Source organism: Pseudidiomarina terrestris (assembly GCF_030466405.1).
Classification (GTDB): Bacteria; Pseudomonadota; Gammaproteobacteria; order Enterobacterales; family Alteromonadaceae; genus Pseudidiomarina; species Pseudidiomarina terrestris.
Genome location: NZ_JAGGJF010000003.1, coordinates 141,370 through 156,901, shown reverse-complemented (window position 1 = coordinate 156,901; position 15,532 = coordinate 141,370). Strand labels below are relative to the sequence as shown.

Below are 15,532 nucleotides of genomic sequence, written 5' to 3'. Positions count from 1 at the left end.
ACTATACTTTCTGGCTTACACATTAACCTTTTTACCGTAACCTAACTCTTTGAGACTACGCCCTTGCATATCTCGCCATGCATCCATACCACTCCTTGGGTTACCAGCAATTACACATGCTGCAGCACTAGGACTTTTAAATAAATGTTCGTGAATAAAAGAATAAACCTCTCCTTGCTTTTCAAGAGTTCCCTCCTCCAATAGTTTTTGACGGAGCTCTCTAATCGCTGGACGCAATGATTTGGCTTGTGCAATATTTGCTGTAGAGCCTTTTTTTACAAGAAATTCGGGGTTACTCATCTCACCGACAGGAAGCCCAACTGCCTTCGCTTTCTTCGCTTCAAATAAAAACAAAGTTTCTTCTGTTTGTGATTGATCGTTATTTGACTCATCGAGTACCGGTGCATCAGGGTGACTTTCTCTTTGTGAATCTTCATCGCTAGTTTCGCTGAGCGGTAATTGCTTCTCATCAACCGGTTGTGCTTCTGCGTTCGAGTGTGGTTTGGGTAGTTTCTCTAGCTCACTTGGGAGCTTACTGCTTTCACTCTCAAGCTGGTCTGTCTGAACAATATCACCCAGGGCATGACGCAATGCGATTCGCCACCCCACATCACGGTCTTCTGCCCCTCCCGAAGTTTTAGCCGTCATTCCAAATAACCACCAACGCTCTTCTTGACGCAGTGCTAGCCAATTTCGGATAGCAACTGGAATATTCTCAACATCCATGGTTTCAATTGCCCAAGCTAAAACGCAAAGTTCTTTACCGAGCAATCGATCAACAGGGTTCTCTCCAACCTTCCAAGTGCTAGATGGTAATCCATTTCCCTTCAATCGAGTGTTAAATGCTCGCTGCACTTCAGCACGAATTGCTGTCCAACGTGAACGTTCTAAAAGCACACGCTCTATTACCGCAACCTCGTCACTTTGGGCCTGTAAGCCAAGATGTTCACTGATGAGGACTTTTCCAGAGTTTGCTTTTGGAATAACTACTTTGAAGTGATGTGGATCGCTTGTAGTTGGCACACCGAATCCTAGTGTACCGATACGCACTGTCACACCTGCACTTGCTTTATTACCGCTTCTCATTTTAATCCCTTTATAGGGTTAATCATCTTGTATGATGTCGCCAGGTCGTAACTCTAAACCCAGAGTTTTAGCGAATTCTTTGGCTTCGAATCCGGTTTCGAATTCGACTCCGTCTTTGACTGCTACTGTAACGTTTGCATCTTGCTCCTCAAGAACATCTCTCAAGCTGTTCACAGTAGACTCGATAATTGCTGCTGTAATTTTACGTTCGCCAAAGCGAATAGCGACTGTATTCTCGCCCTCACCGATTTCGATGCGGACACCTTTAAACTGAATTTTGGGTTGATCTTTAAATTTATTGATAACGGCGAACACTTGTTGCGTGTTGTCCATAGAAACTCGCTTGGCCGCCGAGAGACGTGCAGGTTTCGCGTCATCAATTTGAACCTCTCTATCACCACTATTCGGAATCTGAAAATCTACGGTCTTTGTCGCTTCTCCTGACTTCGCGAAAACCAACAACCGTGCCGCTTCAGAACCAATCTCAAAGGCTCCTTCGTACTTAATACCGTCTTTAGGATTGGAGCCATCTAGGGTGTAATACATATCCCCCTTGGGGGTGCACTGCAAGCTAACTTTTCGCTTGTCACCATGAGGTTCGACTTGATGTCTTATCTTCAATTCAGCTGTCCAGCGTGTTGGCTGGCCTGGCTCAAATTTGCCCGAAGGATCAACTACATAAAAATAAAGGGTTCCCTCTGTCGTAACGAAGTTTTCAAGTTCTTCAACTTTCTTATCTGCGGTTGAGACGTTTTGCGAGGTCGAGTAATAAACTACTGGACTCTCACCGGCGTTCCGAGGGGTCAGACTTATTATAGCTTCACCCGTTTCAGGCTTAACTTGCATCAAAGAGACGTTAACTGTCGTCTTCTCTTTTGGGAATGGCCCTTTTTCAATGTACCCGTCTTCACCCATTCTCCAACGGTCCTGCTTCATTGCCTCCGCTCGAAGCGTGTCCATTCCGCTGCTACCAGGCATCCACGGCCAGCCAGGGTTTGTTTTAGCTCGGCTTACCACGTCTTTCCATGGCATTCTTCTGTTACCAGCCCCGCCGGCCCATAGTTCAGCCTCAGCCATTGCAAAGTATGTCGTAAAGTCGTTTTTTAAATCCAGCACCAGTTTATAATTCGCTCTCGGACTACTCAGTAAAGCTTCAATTTGGGCTTCTGCGGATTGATCACCATCTCCGACTCTTAGCCCATTATCAATGGTAACTTTTAATAAACGATCAGAGCCGTCCATTTCTTCTACTCCTGGGAACAACAAGGTGTTGTAAGCAGCAGACAATGCTTTTATGAAGCGTCCCTCAGCCTCTTCCCTTCGATCGCGAGCTTCTTCAAATAATGTGTCGCCAGGCTTCAACCGTCGCTCTATTTGCTCTATTGCGTATAATTCTCTCAATCTGTCCTCAACAGCATCAGCAAATGTACTGTCCTGCCCAGTCAGAACGAGGAAGTTGTTTTTTTCTAATTGAAATTCAAAGAAATTTTGAAGTTCATTAGGAGGGACTTTACCATCAGGTTTCACAACAATAAGTACCCTCGGCCCACTTAACTTCAAATCATCAAGTCTTGGGAGAACCTGAACATCTTGATAAGCGTTTTTACGCGTAGGTTGAAGAATTCCAGATAATCTGTTGATAAGCGCACTATCGATTTTTGGTTGCGGAATCTCTCGAGCATTTCTCTCAATTTGGCGAGAAAGGTTTTCCGTTTCTTTAACGAAATAGCGTTCATCTTCACGATGAAGGTACCAAGCTTGTTCCTTAAGTTTTTGCAGTGCCGTTAAAAACTCGTCTGCCTTGCGCTGCGGAGCCGCCAAAAATTCAATGATTTCACTCTCGGATAAACCAATTCGACCACCTACAGCTCGGGATAATGATGACGTGAGCAATAACGTCATTAGTTGGCGTGCTGAATCGGCTCCCAACTCGGAGTCGATATTCTCTGCGATTGCATCACCTTTATCTGCAATATCTCTGGTTATAGCAGGTACGAGACGTGGAGAAATTCTTTCAATCTCATCTTTCACTTGTTCATCATTAAGATCCAGGTGTTGCGCGCCAATAAGAAACACATCATCGGCATCTCGTTGCTCAACACTCTTTAGAAGGCGCGCAGTAAATTGCATTAGCCCTCGAGTTTGTCGAAAACCTTCATTTTCTTTGAATAACGCAACTAGATGCTTAAATGATGGGTGAAATGGGTACGTTTCTCTAACCTGTTCGGTTATTTGCTCAATACTTGATGCAATGATGTAGCCACCATCTTCGGCTTTCTTTATCTGCTGAGCATATTCCTCAGCAATGTCATTTATTGTTTGCTCATCAGGAAGTTCATCGATTAAGCGCTTTTTCAGTATTTGGTATATTTCGTTACCAGATAACTGTACCGGTGTTATCGTCATTGCTTGACGTCGCGTTTCCTGCTGAAGATTGGAAATTGCTTCTTTCAGAGCTTTCGTCTGTGCCCCATAACTTCCTGAAAGGTTCGCAATAACGATACAGCATTTAGGAAGTTCTAAGGCAGCGCTCATCAATGAACTTAGGCTGTAAACAACCATATTTGCCAACGTTCCAGACCCCAGTTGCTGCGTAGTAGCGTTATCAAGATATGGAGGCAATTCGTCGATCATAATTAACGTCGGCTCGTCACCGATGATTTCCTTCCATTTCTTCTGATCAACTGCTTTTGGTCCGTTTACCCAGTGGTCTTTTATTTTTTCTCCAGCACCAAGTTGAGTGGCTATGTCCCCCCAAATATAGTTATCTGGAAAATTACGACCGTTGAACGCCGCGATTCGCGCGTTGCCAAAGTCGAGCCGGCCGTTTATATCCTCAGAAAGCACGTTAGGACGCAAATGTGCGTGTTTAGCTAGCAATCCAAGCGCGATCATCATGTGCGTTTTACCGCCACCCATCGCTTGGTTCAGTTCAAACACGGCTTGATCAGACTTACCAGAAAGGCGAAGCATACCCTCTCTAAAAAGCTGCTCCATACCGTGAGTCACGTAATTTCGTGAAAAGAACTCCTGACCATCTCCCTCATCAGTAATTAAATCTGCAAGGTTTTCTATGCCCTGGCTCATTCTGTAGTCTTGAATAACAGGGTTAAAACGACAGGATTGCTTTACCGTTTTTATCATTCCGAACGCTCCCTAGGTTGTTCTTTTGTCGTCGATTTTCCGATGGCAATGCTATTTTTTTCACAATGCTCTCGTATGAGAACTTCAAGCATATTCGCAATAGAGCGGTGCTCTTCTCGCGCAGCTATACGAAGTGCTTCTTTTATGTCCGGCTCGACCCGAATCGTGAGAGTTGCTGTCTTTGTGGAAGCCATCACACTATCCCGATAAATGTTTGCAAATGTACTGCAGATTACATTACTGATTAATGTGTCACAAGTGCTTATTAAGTCGAGAGAATACGACCAACCAAAGGAGCAGCGATCTTCGCATCAAAGGATACTTAGTAAAATCTCATAACGAACGGTGCCCACCTATACCAGATGAGCAAAGTCCCGTATTTTATTAGCTACTAGATGGGTACGGTAGGTTTTAAGTGAGAAAGCACCCTCCCCAACGGAAGAGTGCTTTCTTATCAAAACCAGTGCTTGTGGTAGAGGTGGGACTCCTCAATCAGCACTTTTTACAGCGCTTATAAAACGCTTCATAGCATGATAGGCCGTACTATCACCGGAAGCATCAATAATGCGGTCTTCTCGCGTTCCGGTTGGTGTTTCGATCCGCAACCACACGCGCTTGGCATTGATTATCGCTTCAATCGTTTCAAGGTTTGTGCGAAACCCTTTTGTCGATGTTCGAACGCCTGAGTTAGTTTCTTGACCAGTAAGCAGGTCCGCTGACTCAAGATCTACAATTTTACCGTCAATGTTTAGTTGGGCGTCCAGAATAGCCACCAAGTCCATAAAGTTGGCCACAATCAGAAAGGCTTCATCTCCGTGCGCCTCGTTCCATTGTGCTCCCAATCCAAGACAGGCGGTCGTGCAAGCCGCACCATGAGGGGCAATTTCGACTAATGTGCTGTTATCAAATCCACTTGTGTATATATCGGGTCCTGTTCCAGAAGTGGTTGAACATGCGGTTAGAAGAGTGGCTAGAGTCATTGTTATCATTGTTTTTCTCATGAGCGTTCTCCGTATTAACTTTCTTTTACTCTTTGTTCTCTTGTTCGTTGTCATCACCGACGATTTCAAATGCAATCGGCATAGTGAATTTGTCTCGCTGGCTTGGATCACAGTCCTGCACCCAATCTGATTCATCAAAGCCTTCTCGCATGTCTCTTTCACGCTCGGATTTGAACCTCGCTTCGAGCTCCTCTCGGGTTTGACCTGTCATTCTTAAATGATTTTCGATGTGCTCTTCTGACATCTCTAAAATGTGCGGCATATTTGTTCTCCTTCTTTGCGTATGCGTTCACGAACACCGAGATCTAGGAGTATTACTATCGTTTGAAGGGTTTAGAAAAAACGCGTTACCTCAAACGATGCAGCGTTCCAGGTATTGGTGTTCCAACTACATCATTATCAATAACGCGCACTAGTCAACTAGTCGAAGAGGTCATGTGGTTCAGCTCCGATAAGTCCTGCAAATCGCTCGCGCATACCATCAACACTACCGAGTTCAAAATACCGGCCACCTCGATCTGACCGGCCATGAACTTGGTCTGCGATCTCTTTGAACAGCTTGCCCACCGAGCTGCTGGCACTGCCATAACTCACATCATGATTGTGGTTCTCACACCAGTGCATAAAGTCATTGATGGCATCGGTCGACAAGATTCGTGCTCGGCCTGCAAAGGGTGCCTCACTGCTTAGGTTCTGATACGCATACTGGTATATCAACGGCATGGCTTGCAGCTTTTGCTCCATTAGTGCGGATGTGGTCGGTGCTTTGTATGGGTTGAACGCGCTAATATCGAGCTTTAACAAGTAATCCATCAGAAACGACGTTCCGCCATTTTCTAACCACTGGTGCAGCTTACTGAAATAGCGCTGGTCTTGTGCGTATTCAGCCGAAGGCTCCAACACCAAGTAACGCCGTTCTTTTAAGCCAGCTTTCAGCACGAAATCGCGGTTACTGGCAAATATCAACCGGGCATAGTTGGGTATCGCTATCGGTTCGAGTCCTTTGCGTTCCAATTGCACAATGGGTTCGCTAATGAGCGCCTTGAGCTTGTCAGCTACTTGGCTCGATGAAAGGTCTACTTCGTCAGCAAATATCAGCAGCTTGTTGGCTATTACGCTATTGAATTGGCCGGTGATGTGATGATGCCCGTTTATATGTGCTCCCTGAGCGCCTACCATCGCCAACAAAGGCTTCACCATAGTTCCTTTCCCCGTTCCCTCTACCGAGCGTAATAAAATCGCTGTAGTTGGTTTCTCGTCCGGCTTTTGCAGAAGGTGCGCCATAAACTGAATGAGATAGTGGTAGGCTCGTTCATCGCCTGCACATATCACGTGTTTCAAATGATTCAGGTACGGCTCGCAGCTACCCGGTAACGGCACCACATGCGAGGCGGTATAGGTATTAAATACGCTCGCAAGGCACTTCTCGGGCTTGGGGTAAAAGCCAATGCCATCGGGCTTGAATGATTTACCGGGCCACATTAACCACGCTTTTCCGACATTCTTACCAGCAATCTGTGGCAAGTGGCGAACGTAGAAACATGAAGTGAGAACTCCAGTTGAATACATAATTGTATCCAACTGGACTGTTTACGCTAGTGAACTTGGGGTATTTTAAGTCAACTGTTCCCTGGTATCCTACTGATTTATAAGGTCACCCCGCCGGTCAGTACATCACTCGATGTTCTGTATCTGCTCCCGCATCTGCTCAATCAGCACTTTCAGTTCGACGGCGGCGGTGGTGATGTCGGTGTTGATGGACTTGGAGCCAAGGGTGTTGGCTTCGCGGTTGAACTCTTGCATCATGAAGTCGAGGCGACGGCCGCAGGCTCCGCCTTTGCGCAGGATTTTGCGAGTTTCGACGACGTGGGTGTCGAGACGGTCGAGCTCTTCAGCGACATCGGTTTTTTGCGCCAGCATCACCATTTCGCTTTCCAGACGCTGCGGGTCAAGTTCAACCTTGGCATCTTCTAAACGAGTGAGTAAGCGCTCACGTTGCCACTCGAGCACTTCTGGCATACGCTTACGCACGAAAGCAGATTGTTCAGAGACACCTTCCAGACGCTCTTCAATAAGACGCTCCAGCGCTTTACCTTCGCTGGCGCGATTATCGATAAATTCAGCAACGGCTGTATCAAAGGCGGCCATGACGTCCGCCTGAATCGCATCCACGTCGTCCTCGCTTTGCGCAACCACACCTGGCCAGCGCAGCACGTCGAGCGGGTTCAGGTAAGACGATGAGCTTTGGTTGGACACCCAGTTGGCACTGGAGATCACGCTTTTCGCCAGCTCTTCGTTCAGCTGCAAGCCGCCCTCGACTTTCTGTTCGATATTGAGGCGCAGGTTGCACTCGACTTTGCCGCGCTGCAATTGCTTGCGCAGCTTCTCACGTAGCATGTTCTCCATCGAACGGAACTGCTCAGGCAAACGGAAGTAGGTTTCTAAAAAACGTTGATTCACTGATCGCAGTTCCCACGTCGCTGTTCCCCATTCGGCTTTCAGTTCGTGGCGCGCGTATCCGGTCATGCTTTGGATCATAATAATGCTCTCTTAACTTGAATTGACGCTAGTTTAGCATTGTTTGGCGCAAGGCAAAATTTAGCTCGCAACAACATTAGCAAAAGACCTATAAAGTTTGACGTTCGGTGTTTCTCTGCAAAAGTGATTGAATGGATCAGTTATAAATAATTATCATCAGGTGATATTCGCATGGATGTGGATTATACTCTAGATACGTTGTTGGATTTGGCTGACGCGTTCATAAAGGAGATGCATTAATGTCAATCCTACATATTGGTGTTAAACCACAGCTTGAAATTCGTGCACGTCTCATTGCTATTGCAAAGGGCGAAGTTAAGCCAACCGAAGATGAACCGCGAGTGTGGTTTCCCTCAATTCGATCGCTTGCCGAGGTTTTGTCTGATCAAAATCGCGAATTGCTTAAAATGATCGCTGATAAAGAACCTCAGTCATTGAAAGAACTAGCTACACTCTCAGGCCGCGCACCCAGCAATCTCTCGCGCTCGTTGAAAACCATGTCACATTACGGCTTAGTGAAAATGGAAAAGCATGAGAAGTCTGTAAGGCCAATAGCAGTAGCAACAGAATTTCAAATCCACATCTGATATAATCGCCGCCCAAATTACTTACAGCTTATTCCCAGTTAAAGGAGCCAGCCTATGCGTCCAAGTGGTCGTACTGCCCAGCAAATTCGTCCGGTGACCATTACCCGCAACTACACCTGTCACGCCGAAGGTTCAGTGCTGATTGAATTCGGTGACACTAAGGTGTTGTGCACCGCCAGCGTGGTGAAAGGTGTGCCACGGTTCCTTAAGGGCAAAGGCCAGGGCTGGGTCACTGCAGAGTACGGCATGCTGCCACGCTCCACGCACACGCGAATGGATCGCGAGGCCGCACGCGGCAAACAAGGCGGTCGTACGGTCGAGATCCAGCGTCTCATCGGTCGCTCACTGCGCTCCTGCGTTGATCTTGCGGCACTGGGTGAGAACAGCATTACCATCGACTGTGATGTGTTGCAGGCCGATGGCGGTACCCGCACTGCATCTATCACCGGTGCCTGCGTGGCGCTGGTCGATGCATTGAACTGGATGCGTAAGCAGGGCATGGTGAAAACCAACCCGCTGAAAGGTCTGGTCGCAGCAATTTCCGTTGGCATGTACAACGGCCACCCCGTTGCCGATCTGGACTACCCGGAAGACTCCAAAGCTGAAACCGACATGAACGTAGTCATGACCGAAGCCGGTAAACTGATCGAAGTTCAGGGCACCGCCGAAGGCGAACCTTTCTCGTTCGATGAAATGAATGAAATGCTGGAACTGGCGCGTCACGCCATCCGCGAACTTATGGACCTGCAAAAGCAAGCGCTGGCATAACTTGTATAAGAGGCATAAGAGAGGCATAAGAGGCACGAATGAAAGACTACCAAAAAGACTTTATTGAGTTCGCCATTTCCCGTGGCGTGCTGAAATTCGGTGAATTTACCCTGAAATCCGGGCGCACCAGCCCCTATTTCTTTAATGCGGGCCTGTTCAATCATGGCTCAGACCTCGCCAAGCTCGGCCGCTTTTATGCTGCCGCGTTGCAGGACAGCACAGTCGACTATGATGTGCTCTTCGGCCCGGCTTACAAAGGCATTCCCATTGCCACCGCGGCGGCCATTGCCCTGTACGATGGCTACCAGAAAGATGTGCCTTACTGCTTCAACCGTAAAGAAAAGAAAGACCACGGCGAAGGCGGTAATCTGGTGGGCTCTCCACTGTCCGGCAAAGTCATGTTGGTGGATGATGTGATCACCGCTGGCACCGCCATCCGTGAATCCATGGACATCGTCAGCGCCAACAATGCCGAACTCGCCGGCGTGTTGATTGCGCTGGATCGCCAGGAAAAAGGCCAGGGCGAACTCAGTGCCATTCAGGAAGTTGAGCAGGATTTTAATACCAAGGTGATCAGTATCGTTAAGCTAAACAATGTCATCAGCTACCTAGAAAAAAGCCCCGAGCTGGCTGAGCATCTCGAGGCTGTTACGGCGTATCGCGCTAAATACGGTGTACGTTAAGCACGCATCTTAGAACGATTTGGACGGCGCGTATTGCATGCCAATGCGCGCGTTCATGACCTGACACTCAGCACCGGCTTTTTGCGTGGTCACACTCTCGCCACCGAGTAAGGTCAGCACGAACTGCTCCTGCTTCACTTCAATGCTCTCACGCTCGTTACACAATAAGCGCAAGGCATCGTACATGCCGCGGCCATCGAGGAAGTTGGTGGTTGGGTCTTCTTGCACTACTTTGGCGCTATCGGCCAGCTCGACGTTGGTCAGCTCGTTGCCACTCAGGGTACCCGTTGCGCCTGCCATCAGATAATGAAAGCTGGCCGCGACCGCGCGTTCATTCTGCTGCGCACCCAGGGCAAAAAACACACCACGCTCACCGACCACTTTAAAGTCGCCTGATTTCAGGTTCACCAACAGCGCCGTCGACGCGTCAATTCCCACGGCCATCGGCACTCGATTCGTCGCGGCCACGCGCAACAAACGTCCATGGCGACCTTCCTCACCCACCTGGTTATCCAGTGTCGCCCAGCGGAATAGGCCGGCGCCACCGAGTGGATGATAAGTGGTGCTGTTTTCATTTAAGCCGCGCGGACAGGTATCGTCTTTACCACAACCGTAGCCCGGCATCCGCGCCGAGTGGGCGCCATCTTTTAAGGCTTCACGGCTGGTGCCTGCTGAAATCATGGCTTTACTGGTCATCACGTTCACCGCTGCACCGGCCGCGGCGACCACCAGCTGCTCTTCGGCAACACGTTCTGCGATGCCAATGGCGAAGCTGTTCGGCTCATTCAGTTGCGTGACAAACAACGGCCGCAACAGATCCGGCGAGCCGTCGGCAATATAGATAGCGTCGGCACTACGCACCGCGTCTACGGCGTCATCGGCCTCACAGAAAGCCAGCTGACGCAGATGCAGGTCGGCATGCACGATATCCCGGCGGTAACTATCCATCACCGTTTCCCGGTAATCATCTAACTCTTCACAAGCGTCTGCGCCACGTGCCGCTAATACGGCAGCATCCAGTGGCAGCCATGAGGCATCCGCACCGGCTGCGGCAAAGCTCTGCAGGTAATAATTGACCTTATCCAGACTGTCGCGCTGGCCTGCGGTAAGTACCAGTACATGGGGCGTCTCGCCAGCGCTCACTTTGCGTGCTTGCGACACGACGTGACGCAGCAACTCCGGCTGCACGCCGTCCTTGGTGGCCGCCAGATTCACGCCATAGCTGACATCATCTGGCACGCGCATTTCGAGATAATCAATGATCATGTTCCATTCGCGCTCGGACAGCTGATCGTACATGTAGCGTGTGGCCCGGCGGGTAAACTCTTCCAGAAACACGCGTTCAGAGATCACGTCCTGCTTCATGCGCTGATGCAGCAGATCCAGGGCTTCGCGCAAGTCATCGCGCACATCCCGACGCATCGGCGTCCAGTTTTTATCATCCAGTAAGCGCTCGACGTAGGCCGAGCTCAGATTGACATAGCGATCCGAACGCATGGCGTCGGTATCGATCCAATCAGTCTCGTTACAACGCTGCCATGCCATGCTCGAGCACACCTCGAGCGGCTCACCGATGGCGATGAACGGGAAAAAATCACTGTCGCTTTGTTCCTGAGCACTTGTTGCGCCCGAAGAAAGACTGGCACTTACCCCGGCAACCAGCGCCAGACAAGTGGTTAAAATAGATGTCCGCATGTACTTACTCCTAACTGACTTGCGTTGTGCGCGGCATTGTAACACCTTTTCATCAGCAACCGAGCTGCTATACTCTTTGTCATATGCCGTGCTCTGCATCGTTGCACGTACGATCGTACTTAATAGACCCCTGTAGAGGCCGTAAAGTTGCACTATTCTCGCTTTGCCATCGTTATTTTTCTGGCCGCCACCTGCGCGTTCTACAGCCCCCAGCTCACGGCGCAAGATGACCCACACAAGATGCCTGATGAGCTTATCTTCCGTGCTGCGGATCCCTCGCCAACGGCAAATTTTGTGGTGCAGCTATTCACTGAAGCCTACGCTCGCCTGGGCATTAAGCTGCGCTTTGAGGCGATGCCGCGCAATCGTAGCTTAACCGAGGCCAACAAGGGCCGTATTGCCGGCGAACTGGGTCGGATCCCACGCTTGCATGATGAGTACACCAACCTGGTCCGGGTCGACTTTCCACTGTTTGATTCCGAAGTGGTGATGGTCGCCGATCGTCGCGAGTGCGGTCTGTGTGGCTTTAATAACATCGATAGTTTCGCGTACATCGCGGGCACGCAGTCCGTAGAAGAGGTTCTGCAAGACCGCGCCATCGACATGCCCAGCATTCAGGCGGTGGATATCGCCCAGCTTGAACTGCTGTATGACAACGACCGCGTCGATGCCATTTTGCTGAATGACTTTGAAGCCGAACAGCTCGCTTCCATCAACGACTACACCATCTTCGTGCCCTATAAGCGCAATACTGGCTATCACTTCCTGCATCAGCAGTACGCCTTTTTGGTGCCGCAACTGGAGGCGATTCTAGAGGACATGCTCGACAGCGGCCGGATACTGGAGATCCTACAGGAAAATAACGCGCAAATTCGCACCACTCTCGGCTTTGACGAAAGCCCGGAGCTCGGTCCTGTGCGTTTGTCCGCAGGTCTGTGGCCAGAATACACCGAAGCCGATGGTTCAGGCGCCTACTGGCAGGTGATGGAGCAGGTTTTCGCCCCCGTGGCCTCCGAGCTTGACCTGCATGCCAATACCTTTAGTCGTGCCTACCGTGGGCTGGACGACAACAAGTTCGATGCACTGGTCGGGGCCTTAGGTCAGCAGACACCTGAAAATACCATTGTCTCGCGCAATCATCTGGATTTTGACAACCCGCTGTACGTGTTCACCGCCACTGCCGAAGACATGCAAGCGGTCGAGGCGGGTACGTTGCAGCGCCCCGTGTGTCATGTCGCCGGCTACGAATATGAGCAAATGCTGTCGCCGGATTTAAGCTACTACTCTGCTGACAGCCACCTGGATTGCTTCGCCATGCTGGATATGGGCCGTATGGGGGCAGTGGTAGGTTACCTCGAGAATGTGCCGGACTGGACCAATTCTCCCTATAGCATGGTAAAATTACGCGACGCGCTGCCCGTACACGTGGCATTTCAGAAGACGCCGCGCGGCTTTCGTTTGCGTGACTGGTTTGATGCGCAATTTCGCGAACTGGTCACCTCGGGTGCCATTCGCGACATCTATACCGAGGAAATGATTCGGCGGGGTTATCTGCATCTTAATCTGCCACCTGAACCCAATCCGGTGCGCGCCGCCAGATAACCGAGCGGCTGCTGAAGAACCCTTACAAGGACGCTGTTGCATGTTTCACATTGCTTTACACACGCCGGTGATGCCGGCCAATACCGGCAATATCATTCGTCTGAGCGCCAATAATGGCTGCCAGCTGCACCTGATTGAACCGCTGGGTTTTGACTTTGAAGAGAAGAAGCTGCGCCGCGCTGGCCTCGATTACCATGATTTAAGTAATGTGAAGCGTTATCCCGACTTTGCCACCTTCAAAGCAGCGATGGGCGCCCGCCCGATGTTTGCCTGTACCACCAAAGGCAGTCGCAGCTATACCGATGCCAGTTATGCGGACGAGTCGGTTCTGTTGTTTGGTTCGGAAACCAGTGGCCTGCCCGATGACGTGATGGCCCAGTTTGATAGTGAGCACCGCATTCGTATTCCGATGATGCCCAACAATCGCTCACTAAACTTAGCCAATGCGGTGGCCATCATCAGCTACGAGGCCTGGCGCCAACATGATTTCGCCGGAGGTGATTAGGTGATAGAGCCAAAGCACACCCAGCCGCCGATGGGTAAAACCCGCGATTATGGTTTCTGGGTCAAGCTTGCCACCCGCGCGTCGGTCAGCGTCGCTCTGACCCTGGTGATTGTGAAGCTCTGGGCCTGGATCAGCACCGATGCCTCAAGTATGCTGGCCTCGGCCACCGACTCCATGCTCGATACGCTGGCGTCGCTGTTTACCTTTTTCTCGGTTCGTTATGCCCTGCAACCCGCCGACCACGAGCATCGCTTTGGCCACGGCAAAGCCGAATCGCTGGCGGCGCTGGTGCAGTCGGCACTGATCACCGGCTCTGCCTTACTACTACTGGTGCACAGCGCACAGCAGTGGTGGCAAGGCGAAAGTGTGAGCAAACCCACCCTGGGTATCTACGTGTCGATTTTCGCCATTGCCCTGACCCTGGCGTTAGTGGTGTTGCAGCGGGTTGCCGTCAAGCATACCGAGTCCAAGGCCATCGCCGCCGATCACCTGCATTTTCAATCGGACTTGTTGCTCAATAGTGCGGTTATTGTCGCTTTGGGATTAAGCGCTTATGGCTGGTACTGGGCGGACAGTTTGTTTGCCATTTTAATTGCCATTTATCTGGCCTATGGCGCCATTCGCATTGGCTGGGAAGCCTTTCAGGGGCTAATGGATCGGGAGTTACCGGAGCCGGACAAAGACAAAATCGTGGCGGTGCTAAAGTCGACCAAGGGCATTCATGGTTGGCACGATCTGCGCACCCGCGCTTCCGGCCCGATGCGCTTTATCCAATGCCACGTTGAGTTAGACGATGATTTATCATTGCGCGAAGCCCACGATATTGCCGATGGCGCCGAACGCGAACTACACGAGCTGTTTCCCGAGACCGATGTGATTATTCACATGGATCCACTTTCTGTGGTGCCCGCTCGCCGGCGAACCAGCTCAACAAGCGATTGACCACAGGCTCGCGGTAGGCGTCACTTTCAATAAAGATCTCGTGCTTGGCGTCAGCGACCACCATCACCTGGCTCTGCGGATGGGAGAGTGCACAGACAAATTCGCGCTGCGCCGCGGCGTCCACGACCGTATCACCGCCGGCCTGCACCACCAGCACCGGAATATGAATATCCCCGGCCTCGCCAATGGCGCGTCGCGCCGCACTCAGCGCTTCAGCGATCCAGCGAAAGGTGGGCCCACCTAATTGTACTTCCGGATGCTCACGGTAATGTGCACGAAAGGTCTGGTAGCGTGCTTCGCTATGCGACAGCTCATTTTTGGCAAAGGGTGTTTCCACATAGTCGCCAGTTCCGGGAAAATACCAGGGTGTTTGCGGAGCGATAAGCTGGTTCAACGCGGCTCCGGTGCGGGTGATGGCCACGGCCAGCCAGTGCGGGATCCAACCGGTCTGAATTCCGAACATGGGCGATGACAGCACCGCCGCTTTCACCTCATGCGGGTAACGCGCCAGATACAGTGCCGCGATGGCGCCGCCCATCGAGTGGGCGATCAGATACAGCGGCAAAGGCTTGCCGTAATGCTCCAGCAGCTGTTGTTCCGTCGCCCGCACAAAGCCGGCGAAGTCATCGACAAAATCATCGAAGTGATGCACATGGCCGTTGTGTGGGTTGGGAGTCAAACGATCGGAAAAGCCCTGTCCGCGGTGATCAAGAATGGCCACGGCGTAGCCTTGCTGGCCGAGCTCCCACACCAGCTCCGGGTATTTAATGGCACCTTCAATGCGGCCCGGGCTGATCAGCACCAACGCTTTTGCATCAGGTGGGCAGACCAGGTAATAGCATAAGTTGATCTCATGCGGACGCTTTAGATAGCGCTGTTCGGCATATTTATACCAGTACGGCATGACCGTATCGTCATAGAACGACTGCCACGCTGTTTTATTATCGTCATGCACTGCTGTGCTCCTGAGCGGTGACTTGC

Annotated in this window: 14 protein-coding genes; 6 read left to right on the top strand and 8 right to left on the bottom strand. The window is 50.7% G+C overall.

Features of this window, described 5'->3' with window-relative positions:
* Positions 1-15 precede the first annotated feature (15 nt).
* The 6 genes from J6J34_RS07630 to J6J34_RS07605 all read right to left on the bottom strand — a co-directional run bounded on the left by J6J34_RS07630 (position 16) and on the right by J6J34_RS07605 (position 7,769).
* Positions 16-1,086 carry an anti-phage-associated DUF3780 domain-containing protein gene (locus tag J6J34_RS07630; RefSeq protein ID WP_301898787.1) on the bottom strand — a complete coding sequence of 357 codons (1,071 nt, stop codon included), beginning with the start codon at positions 1,084-1,086 and terminating at the stop codon, positions 16-18.
* Positions 1,087-1,104: 18 nt separating this feature from the next.
* The gene (locus J6J34_RS07625; protein ID WP_301898785.1) at positions 1,105-4,230 is read right to left on the bottom strand and encodes an anti-phage-associated DUF499 domain-containing protein; all 3,126 of its coding nucleotides are present in this window, start codon (positions 4,228-4,230) and stop codon (positions 1,105-1,107) included.
* A gap of 488 nt (positions 4,231-4,718) precedes the next feature.
* Positions 4,719-5,231, bottom strand: coding sequence for a hypothetical protein (locus tag J6J34_RS07620; RefSeq protein ID WP_301898784.1), 513 nt, complete (start codon positions 5,229-5,231; stop codon positions 4,719-4,721).
* Between the two features lie 25 nt (positions 5,232-5,256).
* A complete protein-coding gene (locus J6J34_RS07615; protein ID WP_301898783.1) occupies positions 5,257-5,493 on the bottom strand; it encodes a hypothetical protein in 237 nt (78 codons plus the stop codon).
* A 158-nt stretch (positions 5,494-5,651) separates the two neighbouring features.
* Positions 5,652-6,713 (bottom strand): DUF5906 domain-containing protein, encoded by a 1,062-nt coding sequence (locus J6J34_RS07610; RefSeq protein ID WP_301898781.1) that lies wholly within the window; start codon positions 6,711-6,713, stop codon positions 5,652-5,654.
* A gap of 192 nt (positions 6,714-6,905) precedes the next feature.
* Positions 6,906-7,769, bottom strand: coding sequence for a YicC/YloC family endoribonuclease (locus tag J6J34_RS07605; RefSeq protein ID WP_301722154.1), 864 nt, complete (start codon positions 7,767-7,769; stop codon positions 6,906-6,908).
* Positions 7,770-8,008: 239 nt separating this feature from the next.
* Here J6J34_RS07605 and J6J34_RS07600 point away from each other — a divergent pair, with 239 nt between their 5' ends.
* The 3 genes from J6J34_RS07600 to pyrE are packed head-to-tail and all read left to right on the top strand — an operon-like array spanning position 8,009 to position 9,807.
* Entirely contained in the window at positions 8,009-8,356 is a 348-nt protein-coding gene (locus J6J34_RS07600) for an HVO_A0114 family putative DNA-binding protein (RefSeq protein WP_301774641.1), read from the top strand.
* A 54-nt stretch (positions 8,357-8,410) separates the two neighbouring features.
* Positions 8,411-9,124 carry a ribonuclease PH gene (gene rph, locus J6J34_RS07595; protein ID WP_301722152.1) on the top strand — a complete coding sequence of 238 codons (714 nt, stop codon included), beginning with the start codon at positions 8,411-8,413 and terminating at the stop codon, positions 9,122-9,124.
* Between the two features lie 38 nt (positions 9,125-9,162).
* Positions 9,163-9,807, top strand: coding sequence for an orotate phosphoribosyltransferase (gene pyrE / locus J6J34_RS07590; RefSeq protein ID WP_301898780.1), 645 nt, complete (start codon positions 9,163-9,165; stop codon positions 9,805-9,807).
* 9 nt (positions 9,808-9,816) lie between these two features.
* Here pyrE and J6J34_RS07585 read toward each other — a convergent pair whose 3' ends face one another.
* Positions 9,817-11,502 carry a type 1 glutamine amidotransferase family protein gene (locus tag J6J34_RS07585; RefSeq protein WP_301898779.1) on the bottom strand — a complete coding sequence of 562 codons (1,686 nt, stop codon included), beginning with the start codon at positions 11,500-11,502 and terminating at the stop codon, positions 9,817-9,819.
* Positions 11,503-11,649: 147 nt separating this feature from the next.
* Here J6J34_RS07585 and J6J34_RS07580 point away from each other — a divergent pair, with 147 nt between their 5' ends.
* From J6J34_RS07580 to fieF, 3 genes are read left to right on the top strand one after another with little or no spacing between them, the layout of a single operon-like run.
* On the top strand, positions 11,650-13,104 hold the full coding sequence (locus tag J6J34_RS07580; RefSeq protein ID WP_301898777.1) for a type 2 periplasmic-binding domain-containing protein: 1,455 nt from the start codon (positions 11,650-11,652) through the stop codon (positions 13,102-13,104).
* Positions 13,105-13,144: 40 nt separating this feature from the next.
* Complete coding sequence (locus tag J6J34_RS07575; RefSeq protein ID WP_301898776.1) at positions 13,145-13,609, top strand: tRNA (cytidine(34)-2'-O)-methyltransferase; 465 nt, start codon at positions 13,145-13,147, stop codon at positions 13,607-13,609.
* Complete coding sequence (gene fieF, locus J6J34_RS07570) at positions 13,610-14,551, top strand: cation efflux pump FieF (RefSeq protein ID WP_335342633.1); 942 nt, start codon at positions 13,610-13,612, stop codon at positions 14,549-14,551. It abuts the gene before it with no gap.
* On the opposite strand, the gene J6J34_RS07565 is transcribed toward fieF, so the two are convergent.
* Positions 14,487-15,506 carry an alpha/beta fold hydrolase gene (locus tag J6J34_RS07565; RefSeq protein WP_301774637.1) on the bottom strand — a complete coding sequence of 340 codons (1,020 nt, stop codon included), beginning with the start codon at positions 15,504-15,506 and terminating at the stop codon, positions 14,487-14,489. The genes fieF and J6J34_RS07565 overlap by 65 nt on opposite strands.
* Positions 15,507-15,532 lie beyond the last annotated feature (26 nt).